General features: G+C 59.8%; 18 protein-coding genes. 8 read left to right on the top strand and 10 right to left on the bottom strand.

Annotated elements, in window-relative coordinates; all coding sequences use genetic code 11:
* Positions 1-42 precede the first annotated feature (42 nt).
* Positions 43-1401 carry a DEAD/DEAH box helicase gene (locus ACR0IK_RS01675; protein WP_480589390.1) on the top strand — a complete coding sequence of 453 codons (1359 nt, stop codon included), beginning with the start codon at positions 43-45 and terminating at the stop codon, positions 1399-1401.
* 97 nt (positions 1402-1498) lie between these two features.
* On the opposite strand, the gene ACR0IK_RS01670 is transcribed toward ACR0IK_RS01675, so the two are convergent.
* Genes ACR0IK_RS01670 through ACR0IK_RS01660 form a run of 3 tightly spaced genes read right to left on the bottom strand, consistent with a single transcriptional unit; the run spans position 1499 to position 3491 of the window.
* Positions 1499-2401 (bottom strand): EamA family transporter, encoded by a 903-nt coding sequence (locus ACR0IK_RS01670; RefSeq protein ID WP_480640242.1) that lies wholly within the window; start codon positions 2399-2401, stop codon positions 1499-1501.
* A 21-nt stretch (positions 2402-2422) separates the two neighbouring features.
* Complete coding sequence (locus tag ACR0IK_RS01665) at positions 2423-3295, bottom strand: fatty acid desaturase (RefSeq protein WP_480640241.1); 873 nt, start codon at positions 3293-3295, stop codon at positions 2423-2425.
* Complete coding sequence (locus ACR0IK_RS01660) at positions 3288-3491, bottom strand: DUF2061 domain-containing protein (protein WP_480589396.1); 204 nt, start codon at positions 3489-3491, stop codon at positions 3288-3290. Before ACR0IK_RS01660 ends, ACR0IK_RS01665 begins: the two co-directional genes overlap by 8 nt.
* Positions 3492-3598: 107 nt before the next feature.
* Here ACR0IK_RS01660 and ACR0IK_RS01655 point away from each other — a divergent pair, with 107 nt between their 5' ends.
* On the top strand, positions 3599-4474 hold the full coding sequence (locus ACR0IK_RS01655) for a helix-turn-helix domain-containing protein (RefSeq protein WP_480640240.1): 876 nt from the start codon (positions 3599-3601) through the stop codon (positions 4472-4474).
* Positions 4475-4557: 83 nt separating this feature from the next.
* Positions 4558-4740 (top strand): hypothetical protein, encoded by a 183-nt coding sequence (locus ACR0IK_RS01650; RefSeq protein WP_480589400.1) that lies wholly within the window; start codon positions 4558-4560, stop codon positions 4738-4740.
* A gap of 6 nt (positions 4741-4746) precedes the next feature.
* Here ACR0IK_RS01650 and ACR0IK_RS01645 read toward each other — a convergent pair whose 3' ends face one another.
* Genes ACR0IK_RS01645 through bcoG form a run of 4 tightly spaced genes read right to left on the bottom strand, consistent with a single transcriptional unit; the run spans position 4747 to position 8302 of the window.
* Entirely contained in the window at positions 4747-5508 is a 762-nt protein-coding gene (locus ACR0IK_RS01645) for an SDR family oxidoreductase (protein WP_480640239.1), read from the bottom strand.
* The gene (locus tag ACR0IK_RS01640; RefSeq protein ID WP_480640238.1) at positions 5505-6971 is read right to left on the bottom strand and encodes a carnitine 3-dehydrogenase; all 1467 of its coding nucleotides are present in this window, start codon (positions 6969-6971) and stop codon (positions 5505-5507) included. Before ACR0IK_RS01640 ends, ACR0IK_RS01645 begins: the two co-directional genes overlap by 4 nt.
* Positions 6972-6984: 13 nt before the next feature.
* Positions 6985-7332, bottom strand: coding sequence for a hypothetical protein (locus tag ACR0IK_RS01635; protein ID WP_480640237.1), 348 nt, complete (start codon positions 7330-7332; stop codon positions 6985-6987).
* Positions 7333-7384: 52 nt separating this feature from the next.
* The gene (gene bcoG, locus ACR0IK_RS01630) at positions 7385-8302 is read right to left on the bottom strand and encodes a 3-dehydrocarnitine:acetyl-CoA trimethylamine transferase BcoG (RefSeq protein WP_480640236.1); all 918 of its coding nucleotides are present in this window, start codon (positions 8300-8302) and stop codon (positions 7385-7387) included.
* Positions 8303-8433: 131 nt separating this feature from the next.
* On the opposite strand from bcoG, the gene ACR0IK_RS01625 reads away from it, so the two are divergent.
* Positions 8434-9420: a GlxA family transcriptional regulator gene (locus tag ACR0IK_RS01625; RefSeq protein ID WP_480640235.1), complete on the top strand. Its 987-nt coding sequence runs from the start codon at positions 8434-8436 to the stop codon at positions 9418-9420.
* Positions 9421-9487: 67 nt separating this feature from the next.
* Here the strand turns inward: ACR0IK_RS01625 and ACR0IK_RS01620 are convergent, their stop codons facing one another.
* From ACR0IK_RS01620 to ACR0IK_RS01610, 3 genes are read right to left on the bottom strand one after another with little or no spacing between them, the layout of a single operon-like run.
* On the bottom strand, positions 9488-10534 hold the full coding sequence (locus ACR0IK_RS01620) for an aldo/keto reductase (protein WP_480640234.1): 1047 nt from the start codon (positions 10532-10534) through the stop codon (positions 9488-9490).
* A 36-nt stretch (positions 10535-10570) separates the two neighbouring features.
* The gene (locus tag ACR0IK_RS01615; protein ID WP_480640233.1) at positions 10571-11029 is read right to left on the bottom strand and encodes a DNA polymerase III subunit chi; all 459 of its coding nucleotides are present in this window, start codon (positions 11027-11029) and stop codon (positions 10571-10573) included.
* Between the two features lie 4 nt (positions 11030-11033).
* Positions 11034-12500 carry a leucyl aminopeptidase gene (locus ACR0IK_RS01610; protein ID WP_480640232.1) on the bottom strand — a complete coding sequence of 489 codons (1467 nt, stop codon included), beginning with the start codon at positions 12498-12500 and terminating at the stop codon, positions 11034-11036.
* Positions 12501-12740: 240 nt separating this feature from the next.
* Here ACR0IK_RS01610 and lptG point away from each other — a divergent pair, with 240 nt between their 5' ends.
* The 4 genes from lptG to pdxA are packed head-to-tail and all read left to right on the top strand — an operon-like array spanning position 12741 to position 18209.
* Positions 12741-13841 carry an LPS export ABC transporter permease LptG gene (gene lptG, locus ACR0IK_RS01605; RefSeq protein WP_480640231.1) on the top strand — a complete coding sequence of 367 codons (1101 nt, stop codon included), beginning with the start codon at positions 12741-12743 and terminating at the stop codon, positions 13839-13841.
* Positions 13841-16003 (top strand): LPS-assembly protein LptD, encoded by a 2163-nt coding sequence (locus ACR0IK_RS01600; protein ID WP_480640230.1) that lies wholly within the window; start codon positions 13841-13843, stop codon positions 16001-16003. The genes lptG and ACR0IK_RS01600 overlap by 1 nt, the downstream gene beginning before the upstream one ends.
* Complete coding sequence (locus tag ACR0IK_RS01595) at positions 15994-17247, top strand: peptidylprolyl isomerase (RefSeq protein ID WP_480589419.1); 1254 nt, start codon at positions 15994-15996, stop codon at positions 17245-17247. The genes ACR0IK_RS01600 and ACR0IK_RS01595 overlap by 10 nt, the downstream gene beginning before the upstream one ends.
* Entirely contained in the window at positions 17244-18209 is a 966-nt protein-coding gene (gene pdxA, locus ACR0IK_RS01590) for a 4-hydroxythreonine-4-phosphate dehydrogenase PdxA (protein ID WP_480640229.1), read from the top strand. The genes ACR0IK_RS01595 and pdxA overlap by 4 nt, the downstream gene beginning before the upstream one ends.
* Positions 18210-18212 lie beyond the last annotated feature (3 nt).

Raw genomic sequence — 18212 nt, 5'->3', positions numbered from 1 at the left:
TGACGCGCGGGCCAGGTAAGTGTCCGCAAAAACCGGACATACATGACAAAGTTTAACGAACTGAACCTGAACCCGAAGGTCCTCAAAGCCATTGAGGAAGCCGGATACGAAACCCCCACCCCGATCCAGGCCGGAGCAATTCCGCCTGCGCTTGAGGGCAAGGACGTTTTGGGGATCGCCCAGACCGGCACTGGCAAGACCGCCAGCTTTACCCTGCCGATGATCACACTGCTGGCACGTGGCCGCGCCCGTGCGAGGATGCCGCGCTCGTTGGTCTTGTGCCCGACGCGGGAATTGGCCGCGCAGGTGGCCGAGAATTTCGACACATATGCCAAAAATGTGAAACTGACTAAGGCGCTGTTGATCGGCGGTGTCAGCTTCAAGGAACAGGACGCCCTGATCGACCGTGGTGTTGACGTGCTGATCGCCACTCCGGGCCGTCTGCTGGACCATTTCGAACGCGGCAAGCTGCTGCTGACCGGCGTTCAGATCATGGTGGTGGATGAGGCCGACCGGATGCTGGATATGGGCTTCATCCCTGACATCGAACGCATCTTCTCACTGACGCCGTTCACCCGCCAGACGCTGTTCTTCTCGGCCACCATGGCGTCTGAGATTGAGCGGATCACCGACACGTTCCTGTCCGCCCCGGCCCGGATCGAGGTTGCCCGTCAAGCCACCGCATCCGAGACCATCGAACAGGGCGTGGTCATGTTCAAAGGTGGCCGCCGCGACCGCGAAGCCAGTGCCAAGCGCAAGGTTCTGCGCGCGCTGATCGATGGCGAAGGCGACAAATGCACCAACGCGATCATCTTCTGCAACCGTAAGACGGATGTGGATATCTGCGCCAAATCGTTAAAGAAATACGGCTACAATGCCGCCGCCATCCATGGTGATCTGGACCAATCGCAACGGATGAAAACGCTGGACGGATTCCGCGATGGCTCTCTGCGCCTGCTGGTTGCCTCGGATGTGGCCGCGCGCGGGCTGGACATTCCGTCGGTCAGCCACGTGTTCAACTTCGACGTGCCTGGCCATGCCGAAGATTACGTTCACCGCATCGGCCGTACTGGCCGTGCCGGGCGTGAGGGCAAGGCAATCACAATCTGCTCTGGCCGGGACGAAAAGGCCCTGGATGCGATCGAAAAACTGATCCAGAAAGATATCCCGCGACTTGATAATCCCGTCAAGGAAGAGCCGAAGGACGAAAAACCGAAGCCTGAGAAAAGATCCAGATCTTCGGACGAGAAAAAGAGCGACAGCAAGAAAGGCGACCGCAAGAAGGACAAAGAGTCCAAGGGTCGCGGTCGCCGCGATGACAACGGCCCCGCCATCGTGGGCATGGGGGATCACTTGCCCAGTTTTATAGCGCTGAGCTTTGATGAACGCCGCGCTGGCTAGCCGGGTTTGATTGCATTGAAACGGATTTCGCTGCCTCTCGCCTGTCGGCTTCAACGCAGAATTCCAGTGGTTCCGAGATCCTGAAATCAAACACGACCTAAATTGCCAGCACCAATGCCAGTATCGACGCGCCAAGTAACGTCATCCCGGCAATCTCTCGCCGGGTGATGGTTTCACGGAAAAACAGCAGCGAAGCGAACAGGCTGAGCAGCAGTTCGACCTGCCCCAGCGCTTTGACATAGGCCGCGTTCTGCAGCGTGAAAGCAAAGAACCAGCAGAACGAGCCGCAGAGGCTGGTCAGGCCAACAAATACGCTGGTTCGGCGGGTCTGCCACACTGCAATCAGTTCTGATCGGTCGCGCCATAACAACCAGATCCCCATGCTGAGAAACTGGAACGTCACTACGAAAGCCAGCGTAACCAGCGCGCGGAACCACGCGTCGATATCGCCAAGCTCCAGCGAAGCACCGCGATAACTGACCGATGAAAACGCGAACAGCACACCCGACCCCAGCCCCAGCCGCGACGCGCGGTTGGTCAGGTGCTTCCACCATGCTCCGTCACCTCCGGGTGATTTTGACAGCAGCAGCACCGCCATAAGACCCAGAATAATCGCCGCCAGCGCCCCGGCCGAGACCTGATCGCCGAGCACCAGAAAACCGACAATGGCGGTCTGGATCACCTCGGTTTTCTTAAAGGTAATCCCGACGGCAAAGTTGCGTTGTTTGAACAGGGCCACCACGCAGATGGTCGCCAGAATTTGCGCCGTTCCACCGATCACCGCAAACAGCCAGAACTTTGCCGTCAAAGTCGGCAGGCTGAGCCCGGTCAACTGCAGCGCCAGAAACAGCCCCAGCAGCGCCAGCGGCATCGAATAGGCAAACCGGGAAAAGGTCGCGCCAGCCGCAGTCAGTTTCACGGTGCTGAGCGACTTTTGCAGCATGAACCGCACGGTCTGGAATGCGGCGGCGGCGATTGTGACGGGAATCCATAAACTCATGGATTCCCTTGTGTCGTCAAATCAACCCTTTGGCCATAGAGGATGCGCTACTGGGTCTTTCGATCTCAGGAAGTATGACCGGAAAATCTGCGCGTATGAACGGTAAACATAGGCCTCATTCCGGGCCTGATACTGCTCTTTTTCAGCGCGGTACAGCGCGGGCAACCGATACCAAGGCGCGCCGGGTTTCATATGATGAACGACGTGCAGATTGTTGTTCAGAAACAGAAAAGCCAGCGGTCCACGATCTTCGATGATCACTGTACGGGCGCCGGAGTTTTCATGCGCGCGGTGCTCCAGAAAGGTGCGGATTTTCACCAGACCCAATCCGAAATAAGCGGATAGCACATAAGCCCAGATCGGCATTTGGGACTGCGCGACAATCCACAGGACCACAACGACTCCGGGCAGATGAAGTGCCCAAGCCTGCAGTACATCACGACCGCCACGCAACTCATTGCGTATGAAAACGGCCTGCCCGATGGCTGGACCCAACACGATCCGCCCCAGCAGAGTATTGTTCACACTCAGTAACCGCCTTTGCCAACCGGGCAAGGTGCTCCAGACCTGCGGGTCCAGATAGTTGGATTCGGGATCGTCATAGGGATCGGTCAGCGTTTCATCCCGGTGATGCGCCAGATGCAGGTCGCGGAATCTCTGATACGGGATGAACAGGGTCAATGGCAGCGCCATCAGCATCTCGTTCAGCCATTTTGTACGGAACGGGTGCCCATGCAACGCCTCATGCGTGAGTGAAGAGTGCAGCGCTGCCACCACTGCCATCATCGGAATCGCCAACCACAGCGGCAGCAGAAACACAACAGCCAGCCAGGCGCCATAACACGCCACGATCAGGGCCAACGTGCCCCACTCGGGGGTTGATGGCCTAAACATTGCGGCCCCACGAAATACCCGACCAGATACGTTCGTAAATCACGTACATGGTCAGACCGATAGCCGTATTCACAATCGCCAGCGTGCCGCCAATCGCCGCCGACCCGGTGGCCAACAAACCCACCAGCGTCATCACGATCAGGCCCATTACATTCCACAGCACCGCTTTCACGACTGATCTTCGTCGTGTTTCCATTCCGTCACCCATATTATTGTTATGTATTTAAAATTACGGGTTGCCGCGCCCGTTGAAAATTCTGAATATGATTAACAAAACTCATCATCTGTGATATTTTCCATCAAATGCAGGATAAAATCGACAAACGAGACCGCGCAGCGCAGTTCCGCCTGCGACTTGCCCGGGCCATGGAAGAGCGTCACGTCAGCCAAAGTGCGTTGGCGCGACATATCGGTGTGGATCGCTCGACCGTATCGCAGCTTTTGACTGATGAGGGCGCGCGCCTGCCGAATGCGCATGTGGTTGGTAGCTGCGCGTCGGCCCTTGGGGTGTCTGCAGACTGGCTGCTGAGCCTTTCAGATCGACCGGAAAGTGCGGCGGAATTGCTGGCCAGTTCCCTGACCATGACCGAGGCCCCACGCGCACTGGTGGACGAGCGTATTTTCGAATGGCACCAGGAGGCTGCGGGCTATAAAATCCGTTACGTTCCAGCGACTTTGCCAGATATGTTAAAAACTCGTGCCGTGCTGGAATGGGAATACGCGCCGCATCTTGGCCGGACTGCGGATCAGGCCATCGGTGCCTCGGCGGACCGGCTGACATGGATGCGCAGTGCCCAGTCGGATTATGAAATCGCCATGCCACTGTATGAGATTGACAGTTTCGCCTACGCCTCGGGCTATTACGAAAGTCTCTGCCCCAACATAAGGCTGGAACAGATTGACCACCTGCTGGAGATTTGCGAACAGCTCTACCCCCGTCTACGCATTTATCTTTTTGATGCAAAAAGGCTCTATTCGGCCCCGGTGACCATTTTCGGCCCACTTCTGTGTGTGTTCTACGCAGGCAGCCACTATATGGCCTTCCGCGACCGCGACCGGATCGAGATGTTTACACGTCATTTCGACCGCCTGGTACGCGAGGCCGACCTGACCGCGCGCGACTTTCCGGACCACCTCAGACAGCTGCGCGCGGCGATTTCCGGCCCACCCCAGAGTTGAGGATGCACCTGCGGCGTTCTTGTGCTATCGTCCTTCGGCGCGAACCTTCGGGTATTCCGATCATAGACGGGAGGACGACAGGAATGGACGCACTACAAACCGCTCAATACGCACGAGCCCTCTATACCGCTCATGGTGATCAGGCCGAGGCGGAAGCTGCAAAGAAAATGCGCGAATGCGAAGCCGCCGGGAATATGCAGCAAGCGCAGGACTGGCAGGCGGTCCGTCAGACCATCCGCCAGTTTCGTGGGCCAAATCAGGGCTAATTCGGTTTAGATTTTCGGGTCAGGGTTCACCGTATGACCATCTACGGCTATCACCTGGCCCGACACCAACCGCGCCGCGTCCGAGGCGAGGAACACGGCCATATTGGCAATATCCTGCCCTTCGACGAACCGGCCCATCGAGGTGCCGGCAGCATAGCCGTCATAGACCTGATCCCGGGTCATGCCCTTGGCGGTCGCTTCGCGGGCCAGCACGCCCTCCATCCGCGGGCCTTCAACCGCACCGGGGCAGATGACGTTGCACCGCACACCGTGTGACCCAAGCTCCATCGCCAGCGTCTTGCCCAATCCGATCACGCCCCATTTCGCCGCCGCATAGGGCGCGCGGTTGGGGTATCCGTATTGCCCGGCGGTGGATGACGTGATCAGTACCGCTCCGCCGCGTTGCCGTTTGAGGATCGGTGCCGCGTATTTCGCGCACAGGAACGCCCCCTCTAGGTTGACCGCTAGACAGAACCGCCACTCATCCAGCGCCACGTCCTCGACCAAAGCGGTTGGGCCAGCAACGCCTGCATTTGCACAAAGCGTATCCAACCCGCCCCACGTAGCTTCGATGTCTGCGAACAACGTGGAAACGGCAGTTTCGTCCGCCACGTCCACGTCCGAGCGCTGCCAATGCCCAGGACAACCGTCCAGCGCGGCCTTGTCCACATCCGCCACCCACACTTGCGCGCCAGCTGCATCGAAGGCTTTAGCCATGGCCCGACCAACGCCCGAAGCACCGGCGGTGATCAGAACGCGCCCGCTCATGCTGGTTTCCGGATCGCGGCACCGGCGCCTTCCGGATACGGCAAACCGGCCTGTGATTCGGCGATACGGGCCATTGCGGCCTCGATTTCGGCCGAAGGAGCGCTGGGGCGACGGGTTTCAAGGCTGACATGCAGCAGGAAGCTTTCTCCTGTAGCGATCAGCTTGTCGCCCTCATACATGCTGTGGAAGACATGCAGCTTCTTACCCTGCCCCAGCAGCATCTGCGTGCGAATCTCGATCTTTGCGCCCGCGTGAACCTCATCGATGTAGCGGATGTGGTTTTCGGCAGTGAAATAGCTGCCGCCCGAGGCGATATAGTCCGCGTCACAGCCGATGATCTCCATGAACCGGTCGGTCGCGTCCGCGAAGGCCTCAAGGTAGCGCGCCTCGTTCATGTGACCGTTATAGTCGGTCCAGTCCAAGGGCACCGCGCGGGAAACGGTCAGGATCGGCTGGCTCAGATCAGCCTGCTCCATCGTCGGCAACGCGCCGGGTTTCAGCGCCGCGTCATGCTGGTTCAGCACCGCGCCCGCACCCCAGTTCTGCGCCTTCAGGGCCCGCATCATGCCAACAAGGTTGTTGTCACGAATACGCTCCAATTCGCGGATCGAATGCATCCCCGATTGCGCATCCGACTGATCGGCAATCATGTCGACCAGCTCATCCGTGAACTCGGGCACGTCCATCAGCTTGGTCCATGGCCATTTTAACGCAGGCCCGAACTGTGCCATGAAATGCCGCATCCCGGCCTCGCCCCCCGCCACGCGGTAGGTTTCGAACAGGCCCATCTGCGCCCAGCGGATGCCAAAGCCCATGCGGATCGCTTCGTCGATTTCTTCCGTCGTGGCGATGCCGTCCTTGACCAGCCACAGTGCCTCGCGCCACACGGCCTCAAGGAAACGGTCGGCGATATGCGCGTCGATTTCCTTTTTGACATGCAGCGGGAAGAAACCGACCGATTTCAGTAGCTGCTGCGCGCGTTCAATCATTTCGGGTGCGTTTTTGTCCGTAGGCACCAATTCGATCAGCGGCAACAAGTAAACCGGGTTGAACGGATGCGTCACCACGATCTGTTCCGGGCGCAGAGCACCGTACTGCAATTCGGACGGTTTGAACCCGCTTGTCGAAGAGCCAATGATCGCGCTTGGATCACATGCCTCTTGCAGGCCCTTGTAGACCTTCAGTTTCAGGTCCAGCCGCTCGGGCACGCTTTCCTGAATCCACGCTGCATCCTGCACCGCCTCAGCCATGTCATCATGGAAAGTCAGCGCGCCTTCGGGCGGCAAAGGCACATTGCTCAGTCCGGGCAGCGACCGCCGGGCGTTGTCCAGAACCTCGCCAATCTTGCGCTCGGCCTCGGGGTCCGGGTCAAAGATCCGAACATTCCAACCGTTCAGAAGAAACCGCGCGGCCCATCCGCCGCCGATAACACCGCCGCCAATGATCGCTGCTGTATTTGTCATTTCGCTCTTTCATTCAGATAAATCCTCCGGTCAGGAACCAGAGAAACGTCAACATCCAACCGCCTAAAAAGGCGATCCCGGCAACTTGGCCTGCGTTGCGGAAGCGACGCAAAACAAGCGCTGAAACGCTTCCGATCCCAATGATGACAGCACACCACCAAGCGCCAACTACAAGAAAGGCGGCAGGTGATGTAAAGCCGGTCGCTTCGGTCAGCGGCACAAAATAAGCGGCCAAATAACCCAAAACGACCAGAAGAACAGCCCATGCGGGGCCGGTCCACCAACGGGCTTCAGATTGAAGATAAGCAGTCAAGCCAAGCATCGACGCGACGAGAAGAGAAAAGAAAAACAGTATAGTCATTCTTAACTCGCTACCGCCCTAGAAAACGTTTGTCACGCCGAGTTTTGCCGCTTTACGCACTGACCGGCGCTCGCTTCACCAGCCCCAGCTTGTCACGCACTTCCTGAGCACCGATCACCCGCGCGCCCATGTTTTCGATGATGGTTCCGGCACGCTCTACCAGTTGCCAGTTCTCCGCCAGCACGCCCTTGTCCAGCCACAGATTGTCTTCCAGACCTACGCGCACATTGCCTCCCGCAAGGACCGCGGCCGCCGCAAAGGCCATCTGGTTACGCCCCAATGAAAACGCGCTGAAGGTCCAGTCGTCCGGCACATTGTTCACCATGGCCATGAAGGTGTTCAGATCATCCGGCGCGCCCCACGGCACTCCCATACACAGCTGGACCAGAGCATTAGGTTCCAGAATCCCTTCTTTCACCAATTGCTTGGCAAACCACAGATGACCGGTGTCAAACGCTTCGATCTCGGGCTTCACGCCCATATCGGTCATCATCTGCCCCATCGCGCGTAACGCGCCGGGGGTGTTGGTCATGACATAATCGGCCTCGGCAAAGTTCATGGTGCCGCAGTCCAGAGTGCAGATCTCGGGCAGGCACTCGGCGATATGGGCGACTCGCTCCGAGGCCCCGATCATATCGGTCCCCGCCTCGTTGACCGGAAATGGGTTTTCGACGCCACCGAACACGATATCCCCGCCCATCCCGGCGGTCAGGTTCAGTACCACGTCCACTTCGGCATCGCGAATACGGTCCGTCACCTCACGATACAGGTCCAGACGGCGGCTGGGTGCACCGGTCTCGGGGTCCCGCACATGGCAATGCACCACGGCCGCCCCCGCCTTGGCCGCGGCAATAGCACTATCGGCAATTTGCTGCGGCGAGCGCGGCACGTGCGGGCTGCGATCCTGTGTTCCACCAGAGCCGGTAACGGCGCAGGTGATGAAGACTTCGCGGTTCATTTCCAGAGGCATGACGTTTTCCCCAAGTTATACCCGGTTTTACCGTGGGTTTTCCCCAGGCTTCTCCCCGGATTCCGAATTGCGTTACCCTCAACTCTGACGCAGCCTTGTAGAAACACTTGCCAGAATGCGAATCGAACTTGATGAAATCCGCAAAAAACATACTCCAACCCGAACATCGCGCCCTGAAAACGGCGGTGCTGGTGCTGGACGAATGCAATACGCTCAGCTTCGCCTCGGCTGTTGATCCGATGCGCGCTGCCAACCGGTTGGCTGACCGTCCGGCATTCGATTGGGACTATGTGACCGCAACAGCAGAACCAGCGATGCTGACAAGCGCGCTGAGCGTGCCGGGCATCCCCCTGGCAAGGTTGCAAAGTTGTGATCTGATGATCGTGGTGGCCGGATTCCAGCTGGCGCGCCACGCCACACCCAGCCTGCTGGCCGGCCTGCGCCGCATCGCGGGCACCGGCGCGACGATGGCCGGCATTGACGGGGGGCCCTGGCTGCTCGCCGAGGCCGGACTGCTCGACGGCCACACCGCCACGACCCATTGGGAAGACCTCGACAATTTTGCGGCCCGTTTCCCCCAAGTGGACGTGCGACCTGACCGGTTCACCGTGTCGGGTAACCGCCTAACGTCAGGTGGTGCGATTCCGGCAGTCGAAATGATGCTGCACATCATCGCCGCCCGCCACGGCGCAGGTTTTGCCGCGCGTGTGTCCGGCCTGTTCCTTTATGACGGTATGCCGGACCCCGCAAAACCGCAAAGCCGGACCGGAGCCCCTCATCGCCATACCGCCCTGACTTCCAAGGCGAATTCGCTGATGCAATCGTCCCTCGACGAGCCGCTTCCGCTGGCTGATATTGCCGAAACCCTGGGCACCAGCCCCCGCACCCTGCAACAGCAATTCCGCCTGCGCCTGAATACCACGCCGCAGGATCACTACCTGCAATTGCGCCTGGCCGAGGCCCGCCGTCTGGTCACCGACACCGACTTACCGCTGATGGACGTGGCGCTTGCTACGGGGTTCGCCTCTCAGTCCAGCTTCGCCCGCGCCTTCCGCACCGCCCACGGCCTGTCGGCCCGCGACCTGAGGCAAGAGCGCACGCAGCCTACCCATCACTGACGGAATCCTCTTACAAAGGCCAGAAATATACCCCCGGATTGCCTACAACGCAGCGGGGGCAATCCCCCTAATACGGCATCGGATACGCGCGGTGCGTCTGGCCAATCTCGGCCACGACCTCATCCGACAACCGTTGGTCTTTTCCAGCCAGAATATGCTCTAACTGAGCCACGGTGGTCGCTCCAAAAATAGCGGACATCATGAACGGTCGCGTCTGACACCAGGCCAGCGCCATGTGAACCGGGTCCAGCCCATGCCGATCGGCGATCTCAAGATAGGCTGCAACTGCATCAAAGACCCGATTTGATTTCCTCCCGCCCATCTCGGCTACCAACGACATTCGCGAACCTTCGGGAACTGCTCCACCCTGATATTTGCCGGTCAGAAAGCCCGCTCCCAGTGGAGAAAAAGCCATAAGCCCTACACCCTCGTGTACGCTGAGTTCCGCCATATCCGTATCGAAATGACGGCAAAGCAGTGAGTATTCGTTCTGCACTGAAGCCACCCGCGGCGCGCCCATCTGCTCGGCAATCCGCAACCATTGCGCGGTGCCCCAGGCGCTTTCGTTCGACAGGCCAAAAGCGCGAATGTTGCCCTTGTCGACCTGCGCCTGCAGCGCCGCGAGGCAGTCCTGCATGTTGTCCAGAACTTCGTTGGTGTTGTGTCCTGATGGCGAATAGTTCCAGTTCTGCCGGAACATGTAACTGCCCCGGTTCGGCCAGTGAAACTGGTAGAGGTCAATGCAATCCGTCTGCAAGCGCCGCAGTGAGCCTTCAATCGCATCGGGAATGGTTTCACCCGAAATCCACGCACCATCGCGGGCATGAGCGAACCCAGCGCCCGAATGCTTGGTCGCCAGAACATAGTCGCCCCGCCGCGACGGGTTGGCGCCGTTCCAATTGCCCAAGATCTCTTCGGTACGGCCCACGGTTTCTTTCGAGATTGGGTTGACCGGGTACATCTCTGCGGTGTCGACGAAATTGATTCCGGCTTCCAGCACCATGTCCATTTGCGTGTGGGCATCGGCCTCAGAGGTCTGCGTGCCAAAGGTCATCGTGCCAAGACAAAGGTCGGTCACCATAATGCCGGTGCGGCCCAACGGCTTCATTTCCATCTGTCGCTCTCCTGAGGTTCTTTTTTAGCCCGCGACTTATGCCTCGGCCTTTTTCTCCCACCGGCCCGATTCCTCGGACCAGTATTGCGCCGCGCAGCCCGCGCCGGTCAGGGCTTTCCATTGTCCCCGCGCTTGCTGAACGGCTTCGCCATCATTGCCGTCGAACAGGATACAGACCCGTTCCAACGCCGTCACTTCATCCGGGTCCACCGGTGCCCCGTCCACGGCCATGACACAGGCCGGTTCATTGGCGGCCACGGGTCCGGTTGTCAGCAAAATGGGCTGCGCCGCGTCATGCGCGCCACCTTCGCGGCCATGTGGCAGGAAACCTTCGTCAGGTCCCAGCCACAGCTTTTCATCCAGCCAGTCCATCCGTGCGGGATCGGTGCCCCGCACGGCGATCTTCCACCCGGACTGTCGCGCCTTATCCAACAGAACCGGCAAGGTGTGTTCCAGCGGTTGCCGGGTCAGGTGGTAGAAATATACGGCGCCCATAGGATTACTCAAAATTGTCCTGCACAAGACGGCTGAGTGCGCGAACGCCCCAGCCAGTGGCCCCTTTGGGCGCATAAGAGGTCTCGGACGACACTGACGCCACACCCGCGATATCGAGGTGAATCCACGGCGTCTCCTCTTTCACGAACCGCTGCAGGAACTGCGCGGCGGTGATCGAGCCCGCCGGGCGACCGCCCACGTTCTTCATGTCCGCGATGCGCGATTTCAGTTGCTTGTCATAGGCCTCGCCCAGCGGCATACGCCATGCACCCTCGTCCTCGACCTTGGCCGATTTCAGGAAGGCATCGCAGAACGTGTCGTTGTTCGAGAAAACACCCGCATTCTCATGCCCCAGACCGATGATGATCGCACCGGTAAGCGTTGCCAGATCAATCATGCCCACGGGCTGGAACCGCTCCTGCGCGTACCACATCACGTCGCACAGAACCAAACGGCCCTCGGCATCCGTGTTGATGATCTCGACCGTGTCGCCCTTCATCGATTTGACCACGTCACCCGGACGGGTCGCGTTGCCTGAGGGCATGTTCTCGACCAGACCCACCAGCCCGACCACATTGGCCTTGGCCTTGCGCTTGGCCAACGCGCGCATGGTGCCCGCGACGACACCCGCGCCACCCATGTCCATGGTCATGTCTTCCATACCGCCCGCGGGCTTGAGCGAGATACCACCGGTATCGAACACAACCCCCTTGCCGACCAAGGCCAGCGGTGCGTCGTCCTTATCGCCACCGTTCCACTGCATCACCACAACCTTCGAGGGGCTGACCGAGCCCTGCCCCACGCTCAGCAGCGTACGCATGCCAAGTTCGGCCAGTTTGTCCTCTTCCAGCACTTCGACTTCGAGCCCCAGCGCCTCCATCTCAGCAAGACGGTCGGCGAATTCGGTGGTGGTTAGAATATTGGCGGGTTCGTTGATCAGGTCGCGGGTCATACGCACACCGTCGGCCACAGCGTATTGCGGGGCAAAGGCGGCCTCGACCTCATCGGCCTTCTGGTGGCTGATTGTAACGGTTCCGACCTCGTCCGGTTCCTTGGTCTTGTGCGCATCGAAATCATAGCTGCGCAGGGCGATGCCCATGGCGATGTCCTCGGTGCGCACCTGATTGCCCGCCATCACCAGCAGGGCTTTACCTCCAGCCAGCTTGGCCAGCGCGGCACCGGCCCTGCGCGCCTCGGCCGTGTCGGGACGGCGCGGCAGAACCACGATGTCCAGCGCCTCGGCCGCCATACCGCCGGGCCACGCCAGCGAGATCACATCACCCGATTTGACCTTTTCGAAGCGGGCGCTTTCGATCAGCCGAGCAACCGCACCGCGGGTCAGACGATTGGCGCGACGCACCGCAGGGCTCATTTTGCCCTCGGGCGATACGATCACAACCACACGCCCTTCCGCCTGTGCCATTATGTCCACGTCAAAGGTTTGAAACCGGATCGGTACAAGACTGCTCATTGCAAACTCCTCAAAATCTGTTCCCCAAGACCTAGCCCGCGCCGGGCGGCTTGACCAGATAGCAGTTTTCCCCGCGTACCAATTGCATTACAGTCCCCGAAAAATTCCGGCAGGATCGGGGGAGAACGAGTTGGCGAGACAGGGCAGGCATAAGCCGGTGCGCATCCGCGCAGGCGACGGTGAATCCGGCCCGATGATCGCCCGTTTCCCCAAGAATGCCCGCTGGGCGGAGGCGCATTCGTGATCCTCGACCGCTATTTCGCCCGCCGGTTCATTCAAAGCTTTCTGGTCATCGGCGGCATTTTCCTGACCCTGCTGATTCTGATCGACCTGGTCGAACAGGCCCGCCGGTTCGACTCGGAAAACCTGTCCTTCGGCGCACTGTTGCACCTGACCTTGCTGAATACACCAGCGGCGATCAGCGAAATGCTTCCGCTGCTGGTGATCTTGTCTACCATCGCACTGTTTGTCGGGATGGCGCGCAGCTCGGAACTGGTGGTGACCCGCGCCATCGGGCGGTCGGGGATCCGGGCGCTGCTGGCGCCCGTGACACTGGCGCTGGTGATCGGTGCTCTTGCAGTCGCCTTGCTGAACCCGATTACCGCCGCCACGTCCGAGGAGTTTCGGCGCCTCTCCGACACCTATAAGAACAATGGCGACTCCGTCCTGTCCATCACCAGCGAAGGGCTTTGGCTGCGTCAGGGATCGGCAGATGGGCAATCAGTTATTCATGCCCGCGGCACCACGAATGCTGATACGCTGGAGCTGATCTGGGTAACAATCATCTCGTTTTCGCCGGATGGCAAACCGACGCAGCAGATCGTTGCCAATCGGGCGCGGCTGTCAAACGGTTCGTGGATTCTGTCCAACGCAAAAATCTGGTCTCTGGCCGATGACGTGAACCCCGAAGCCGTCGCCAAGGCGCACGCGCAGATCGAAATCCCGACCACCCTGACACGGCAACGCATTCTGGACACGCTGGGTCAGCAGGATTCGGTCTCGGTCTACGACCTGCCTCAACTGATCCGCGACCTCCGCGAAGCTGGGTTTTCCACCAAACAATATGAGGTCTGGCTGCAGGTACAGCTTGCGCGGCCCTTATTTCTGATGGCGATGGTGATGATCGGCGCGGCCTTCACCATGCGCCATGTGCGCTTTGGCGGCACTGGCATAGCGGTTCTGTCCGCCGTTCTACTGGGCTTTGCCATCTATTTCGTTCGCAACTTTGCCCAAATACTCGGGGAAAACGGTCAATTGCCAATCGTCGTCGCGGCCTGGGCTCCGCCCTTTGCAGCCATTCTTCTGTCCCTCGGCCTTCTGCTTCATGCGGAGGACGGCTGATGCGGATCATATCCCATCTTCTGCTGTCAGGCGCCGTTGCTCTGGCACTGCCAACCGGTGCCGTGGGCCAAACCCAACCTACTCCCGGTCCGGCGCAGGATGTCCAACAGGAAGACCAGCCCGCCCTGCTGGTCGCGGACGAGATTTTCATCACGCCCGAACGCGTGCTGGTGGCCGAAGGCAATGTCGAGGCCTTTCAGGGCGATGTCAAAATCACTGCCGACCGCATCACTTATGACCGCGAGACCGGTGCGCTGTCGCTGGAGGGTCCGATCCGGATCGATGAGGCAGGCGCGACGACGATCCTGGCAGATTCGGCGGAACTGGATGACAGTATTCAGAACGGTCTGCTGATCGGTGCCCGGATGGTGTTTGACCAGCAGGTTCAAATCGCCTCGGTTCAGGCCACCCGCGCGGCGGGCAGATACACGCAGTTCAGCAAGGTCTCTGCCACCTCGTGCCACGTCTGCGCCAATGGCAAACCACCGATCTGGCAGATTCGCGCGCGAAAAGTCACGCACGATCAACTGGAGCGTCAGCTCTATTTTGAAGGGGCGCAGCTGCGGGTGCTGGACGTGCCTGTGTTCTATTTCCCCTATTTGCGGCTGCCGGACCCGACCCTGGAACGCGCAACCGGATTTCTGGTGCCATCGATCCGGACAACATCACAACTGGGAACCGGAGTACAGGTGCCCTATTTCATCAAGTTGGGGGACCACAAGGACCTGACGCTGACCCCCTATGTCTCGTCCAAGACCAAAACGCTTGGACTGCGCTATCGGCAGGCGTTCAAGAACGGTCGCATCCAGCTTGAGGGCGCATATACCCGCGACGACCTGCAACAGGGCGAGGATCGGGGATACCTGTTTGCCAATGGCTGGTTCAACCTGAACGACGGATACCGATTCCTGTTCAACGTCAGAACCACGTCCGACGACGCCTATCTGGCTGACTACGGCCTGCCTGATCTTGACCGGCTGCGAAGCGAGATCGCCCTTGAGCGGATCAGGCGCGACACTGCCTTCCGCACCAGTTTTATCCACTACAAAACTCTGCGCGATAGCGAAAACCAGGATGAAATCCCGTCCCGGATCTTCGACCTGTACTATCAGAAACGCATGTTCCCCACGACTCTGGGCGGCGAGGTCCGGCTGAGCTTCATCACGCACGCGCATGAGCGTACCAGCGATGAAGACGTCCTCGGCCGCGATATCGCCCGCGCCACCTTTGATGCGGAATGGCTGCGCAACTGGACCTACGCGTCAGGTCTGCGGGCTGAGGCGCGTGTGGGTACGTCAGTTGATACGTTCAACATACGCCACGACAGCAATTTCCCAGATCAGGTGACCCGGGCCACGCCCCGTGCGGCGCTGACGCTGCGCTATCCGATGCGAAAACGGGAAACGTCCGGAGCGACCCAGATTCTTGAACCGATTGCGCAGGTTGGCTGGACCCATGTGACCGACGACGATGTCCCCAACGACGAAAGCACCTTTCAGGAATTCGATCAGGGTAACCTGTTGTCATTGTCCCGATTTCCGGCACCGGACCAGCGCGAAGACGGCTTGACCGGCGTCATTGGCGTCAACTGGTCGCGCTATTCCGCCGGCAACTGGCGGGCTTTGGCCACGATCGGCCAGGTGTTTCGCGCCGATGCGGATCCAAATTTCAACCTGACCTCCGGTTTGCAGGGCACGAGCTCGGATCTGTTGCTGGCCGGTCAGATTCAGACCCCAAATGGCTGGTCTCTGGCCGGACGCGGCCTTCTGAACGGGGATTTCAGCTTTGCCAAGGCCGAACTTCGTGCCGCATGGCAGCAATCAGAAATGGGCGTCACCGGCAGTTATGTCTGGCAAGAGCCCGATCCGGCGGAAAACGTGGATGACGAGATTTCCGAGGTCTGGTTGACCGGACGTTACCGTGTGGATCAGAACTGGAACACAACCGCCCTGGCACGCTATGACCTGAGCGAATCCGAACCGATCCGTTATGGGTTGGGGGTCACGTATCAGAATGAATGTGTGCAGGTTAACATGAACGTCAGCAGGCGCTATACCTCGTCATCAAGTATTGAGCCTTCGACAGAATTCGGCTTTACCGTAGCCCTGACGGGTTATTCCGTTAACAGTGGCGGCCAACAGTACAAGAGAAGATGCAGTTGATTTCAGGTTTCACCAGTTTCCTTCGCTCCGGTTGGCTAAAACCGGTCACCCCTTTGCTGGTCGGGGCAATGCTGGCTTTGACGTCGCCTCAGGCCGATGCGCAAAGCCTGTTTTCGCCGGCGATCAAGGTCAACCAGGATATCATCACGTGGTACGAGCTGGACCAGCGGCAACAGTTCCTGACCGCTCTGGGTGCACCCGGCGCGTCTGAGGACGCAGTGCGCAAGACTTTGATAGACGAGCGGCTGCGCAAACAGGTCATGCGCGACGCCGGAGTTCAGGCCGCGCCCGAAGACATTCAAGTCGGCATCGACGAATTTGCCGCGCGAGGACAGTTGTCGACCGATCAGTTCCTGCAATTGCTGGCCGATCAGGGCGTCGATCGTGAAACAGTTCGTGATTTCGTCGCCGATCAAATTACCTGGCGCGACTATGTCAGCGCGCGTTTCCTGTCGCAGGCGCGCCCGACCGATGACGAGATCAACCGCGCGCTGGGACAAACCGACAGCGGCGGCCTGCAGGTCCTGTTGTCAGAAATCATCATCCCGGTGAACCAGCAGACCGTGGCACAGGCCGAGTTGCTGGCCGAGGAGATTTCCCAGTTGGAAGGCTTTGATGCTTTTTCAGCTGCAGCGACTCAATATTCGGCCGCTGCCACGCGCGATAATGGCGGACGGTTGGACTGGCTGAACCTCTCGAGCCTGCCACCGGCGCTGCAACCGGTGATCATCGGGCTGAAAAACGGCGATATCACCCAACCACTGACCCTGCCCAATGCCATCGCTCTGTTCCAGATGCGCGGCCTGCGCGAGGTTGCGACAGGCACCACCCGCTATTCCGAAATTGATTATGCAGTCTACAACATGCCCGGTGGCCGCAGTGCCGACACCTTGGCCAAGGCGGCCCGGCTGAGGGAAGAGATCGACAATTGCGATGACCTCTACGGCATTGCCAAGGATCAGCCCGCCGAAGTGCTGCAGCGTATTCAGGCCAGCCCTGGCGAGATCCCCCGCGATGTGGCGCTGGAGCTTGCCAAGCTGGATCTGAACGAAGTCTCCACAACGCTGACCCGAAACAACGGCCAGACATTGATGTTCCTGATGCTCTGCACCCGTACCCGCGACCTGGGCGAAGAGACGACGCGCACAGACGTGGCAAACGCGCTTACCCAACAACGGCTCGAGGCCTTTGCGAACAGCCTGCTGGCGCAGCTTCGCGCCGAAGCAACCATAATCGAACAATGACAACCCCGATCGCGCTCAGCTGCGGAGACCCGGCCGGTATAGGTCCGGAAATCGCAGCCAAAGCCTGGTCGGAACTGCGCGACACCTGCCCGTTTTTCTATATCGGTGACGCCACCCATTTGCCGTCCGACACACCGGTTGCGCGCATCACGCACCCTTCCGAGGCGGCGAATATCTGCGCCAACGCCCTGCCGGCTCTGCATCTGGAGTTTCCTGCCCCCAACGTTCCGGGTCAGCCGGACCCGGCCAACGCGCCCTACGTCATCGACGCTATTGAACAGGGTGTCTCGCTGGTACGATCCGGTGCGGCCTCGGCGCTATGCACTGCGCCCATCCACAAGAAGGCCCTGATCGACGGGGCGGGGTTTGGCTATCCCGGCCATACAGAGTTTCTGGCCACCCTCGCGGATCGCAAACACGTGGTGATGATGTTGGCCAGCGACCAATTGCGCGTGGTGCCCGCAACCATTCATATCCCTCTTTCGCAAGTACCCTCGGCCCTGACACCGGATCTGCTGTGCGAAACCATCTCCATCACTGCCGACGGCCTGCGCCGCCAGTTCGGTATCTCACATCCCCGCATCGCCGTTGCGGGACTGAACCCTCATGCGGGCGAAGGCGGCAAGATGGGCCGGGAAGAGCTGGACTGGATCACCCCGCTGATTGAAACACTGACCACCGACGGCTACACGGTCACCGGCCCGCACCCCGCGGATACGATGTTCCACGCCGCCGCTCGCGCGACTTATGACGCGGCGATCGCGATGTATCACGATCAGGCGCTGATCCCGATCAAGACGCTGGATTTTGATCGCGGCGTGAACGTGACGCTGGGCCTGCCCTTCATTCGCACCTCACCCGACCACGGCACCGCGCTTGATATCGCGGGAAAAGGCGTCGCCACACCCACCAGCCTGATTGAGGCCCTGAAACTCGCGCAACGCATGGCACAAAGCTCTTGATCC

The sequence above is a fragment of the Ruegeria sp. BF7 genome, from assembly GCF_056538605.1.
This window is presented reverse-complemented; position numbering and strand designations above follow the sequence as displayed.

Coding starts and splice junctions, on each gene's coding strand:
- ACR0IK_RS01675 (WP_480589390.1), top strand. CDS start 43: ATGACAAAGTTTAACGAACTGAACCTGAACCCGAAGGTCCTCAAAGCC.
- ACR0IK_RS01670 (WP_480640242.1), bottom strand. CDS start 2,401: ATGAGTTTATGGATTCCCGTCACAATCGCCGCCGCCGCATTCCAGACC.
- ACR0IK_RS01665 (WP_480640241.1), bottom strand. CDS start 3,295: ATGTTTAGGCCATCAACCCCCGAGTGGGGCACGTTGGCCCTGATCGTG.
- ACR0IK_RS01660 (WP_480589396.1), bottom strand. CDS start 3,491: ATGGAAACACGACGAAGATCAGTCGTGAAAGCGGTGCTGTGGAATGTA.
- ACR0IK_RS01655 (WP_480640240.1), top strand. CDS start 3,599: ATGCAGGATAAAATCGACAAACGAGACCGCGCAGCGCAGTTCCGCCTG.
- ACR0IK_RS01650 (WP_480589400.1), top strand. CDS start 4,558: ATGGACGCACTACAAACCGCTCAATACGCACGAGCCCTCTATACCGCT.
- ACR0IK_RS01645 (WP_480640239.1), bottom strand. CDS start 5,508: ATGAGCGGGCGCGTTCTGATCACCGCCGGTGCTTCGGGCGTTGGTCGG.
- ACR0IK_RS01640 (WP_480640238.1), bottom strand. CDS start 6,971: ATGACAAATACAGCAGCGATCATTGGCGGCGGTGTTATCGGCGGCGGA.
- ACR0IK_RS01635 (WP_480640237.1), bottom strand. CDS start 7,332: ATGACTATACTGTTTTTCTTTTCTCTTCTCGTCGCGTCGATGCTTGGC.
- bcoG (WP_480640236.1), bottom strand. CDS start 8,302: ATGCCTCTGGAAATGAACCGCGAAGTCTTCATCACCTGCGCCGTTACC.
- ACR0IK_RS01625 (WP_480640235.1), top strand. CDS start 8,434: ATGAAATCCGCAAAAAACATACTCCAACCCGAACATCGCGCCCTGAAA.
- ACR0IK_RS01620 (WP_480640234.1), bottom strand. CDS start 10,534: ATGGAAATGAAGCCGTTGGGCCGCACCGGCATTATGGTGACCGACCTT.
- ACR0IK_RS01615 (WP_480640233.1), bottom strand. CDS start 11,029: ATGGGCGCCGTATATTTCTACCACCTGACCCGGCAACCGCTGGAACAC.
- ACR0IK_RS01610 (WP_480640232.1), bottom strand. CDS start 12,500: ATGAGCAGTCTTGTACCGATCCGGTTTCAAACCTTTGACGTGGACATA.
- ACR0IK_RS01600 (WP_480640230.1), top strand. CDS start 13,841: ATGCGGATCATATCCCATCTTCTGCTGTCAGGCGCCGTTGCTCTGGCA.
- ACR0IK_RS01595 (WP_480589419.1), top strand. CDS start 15,994: ATGCAGTTGATTTCAGGTTTCACCAGTTTCCTTCGCTCCGGTTGGCTA.
- pdxA (WP_480640229.1), top strand. CDS start 17,244: ATGACAACCCCGATCGCGCTCAGCTGCGGAGACCCGGCCGGTATAGGT.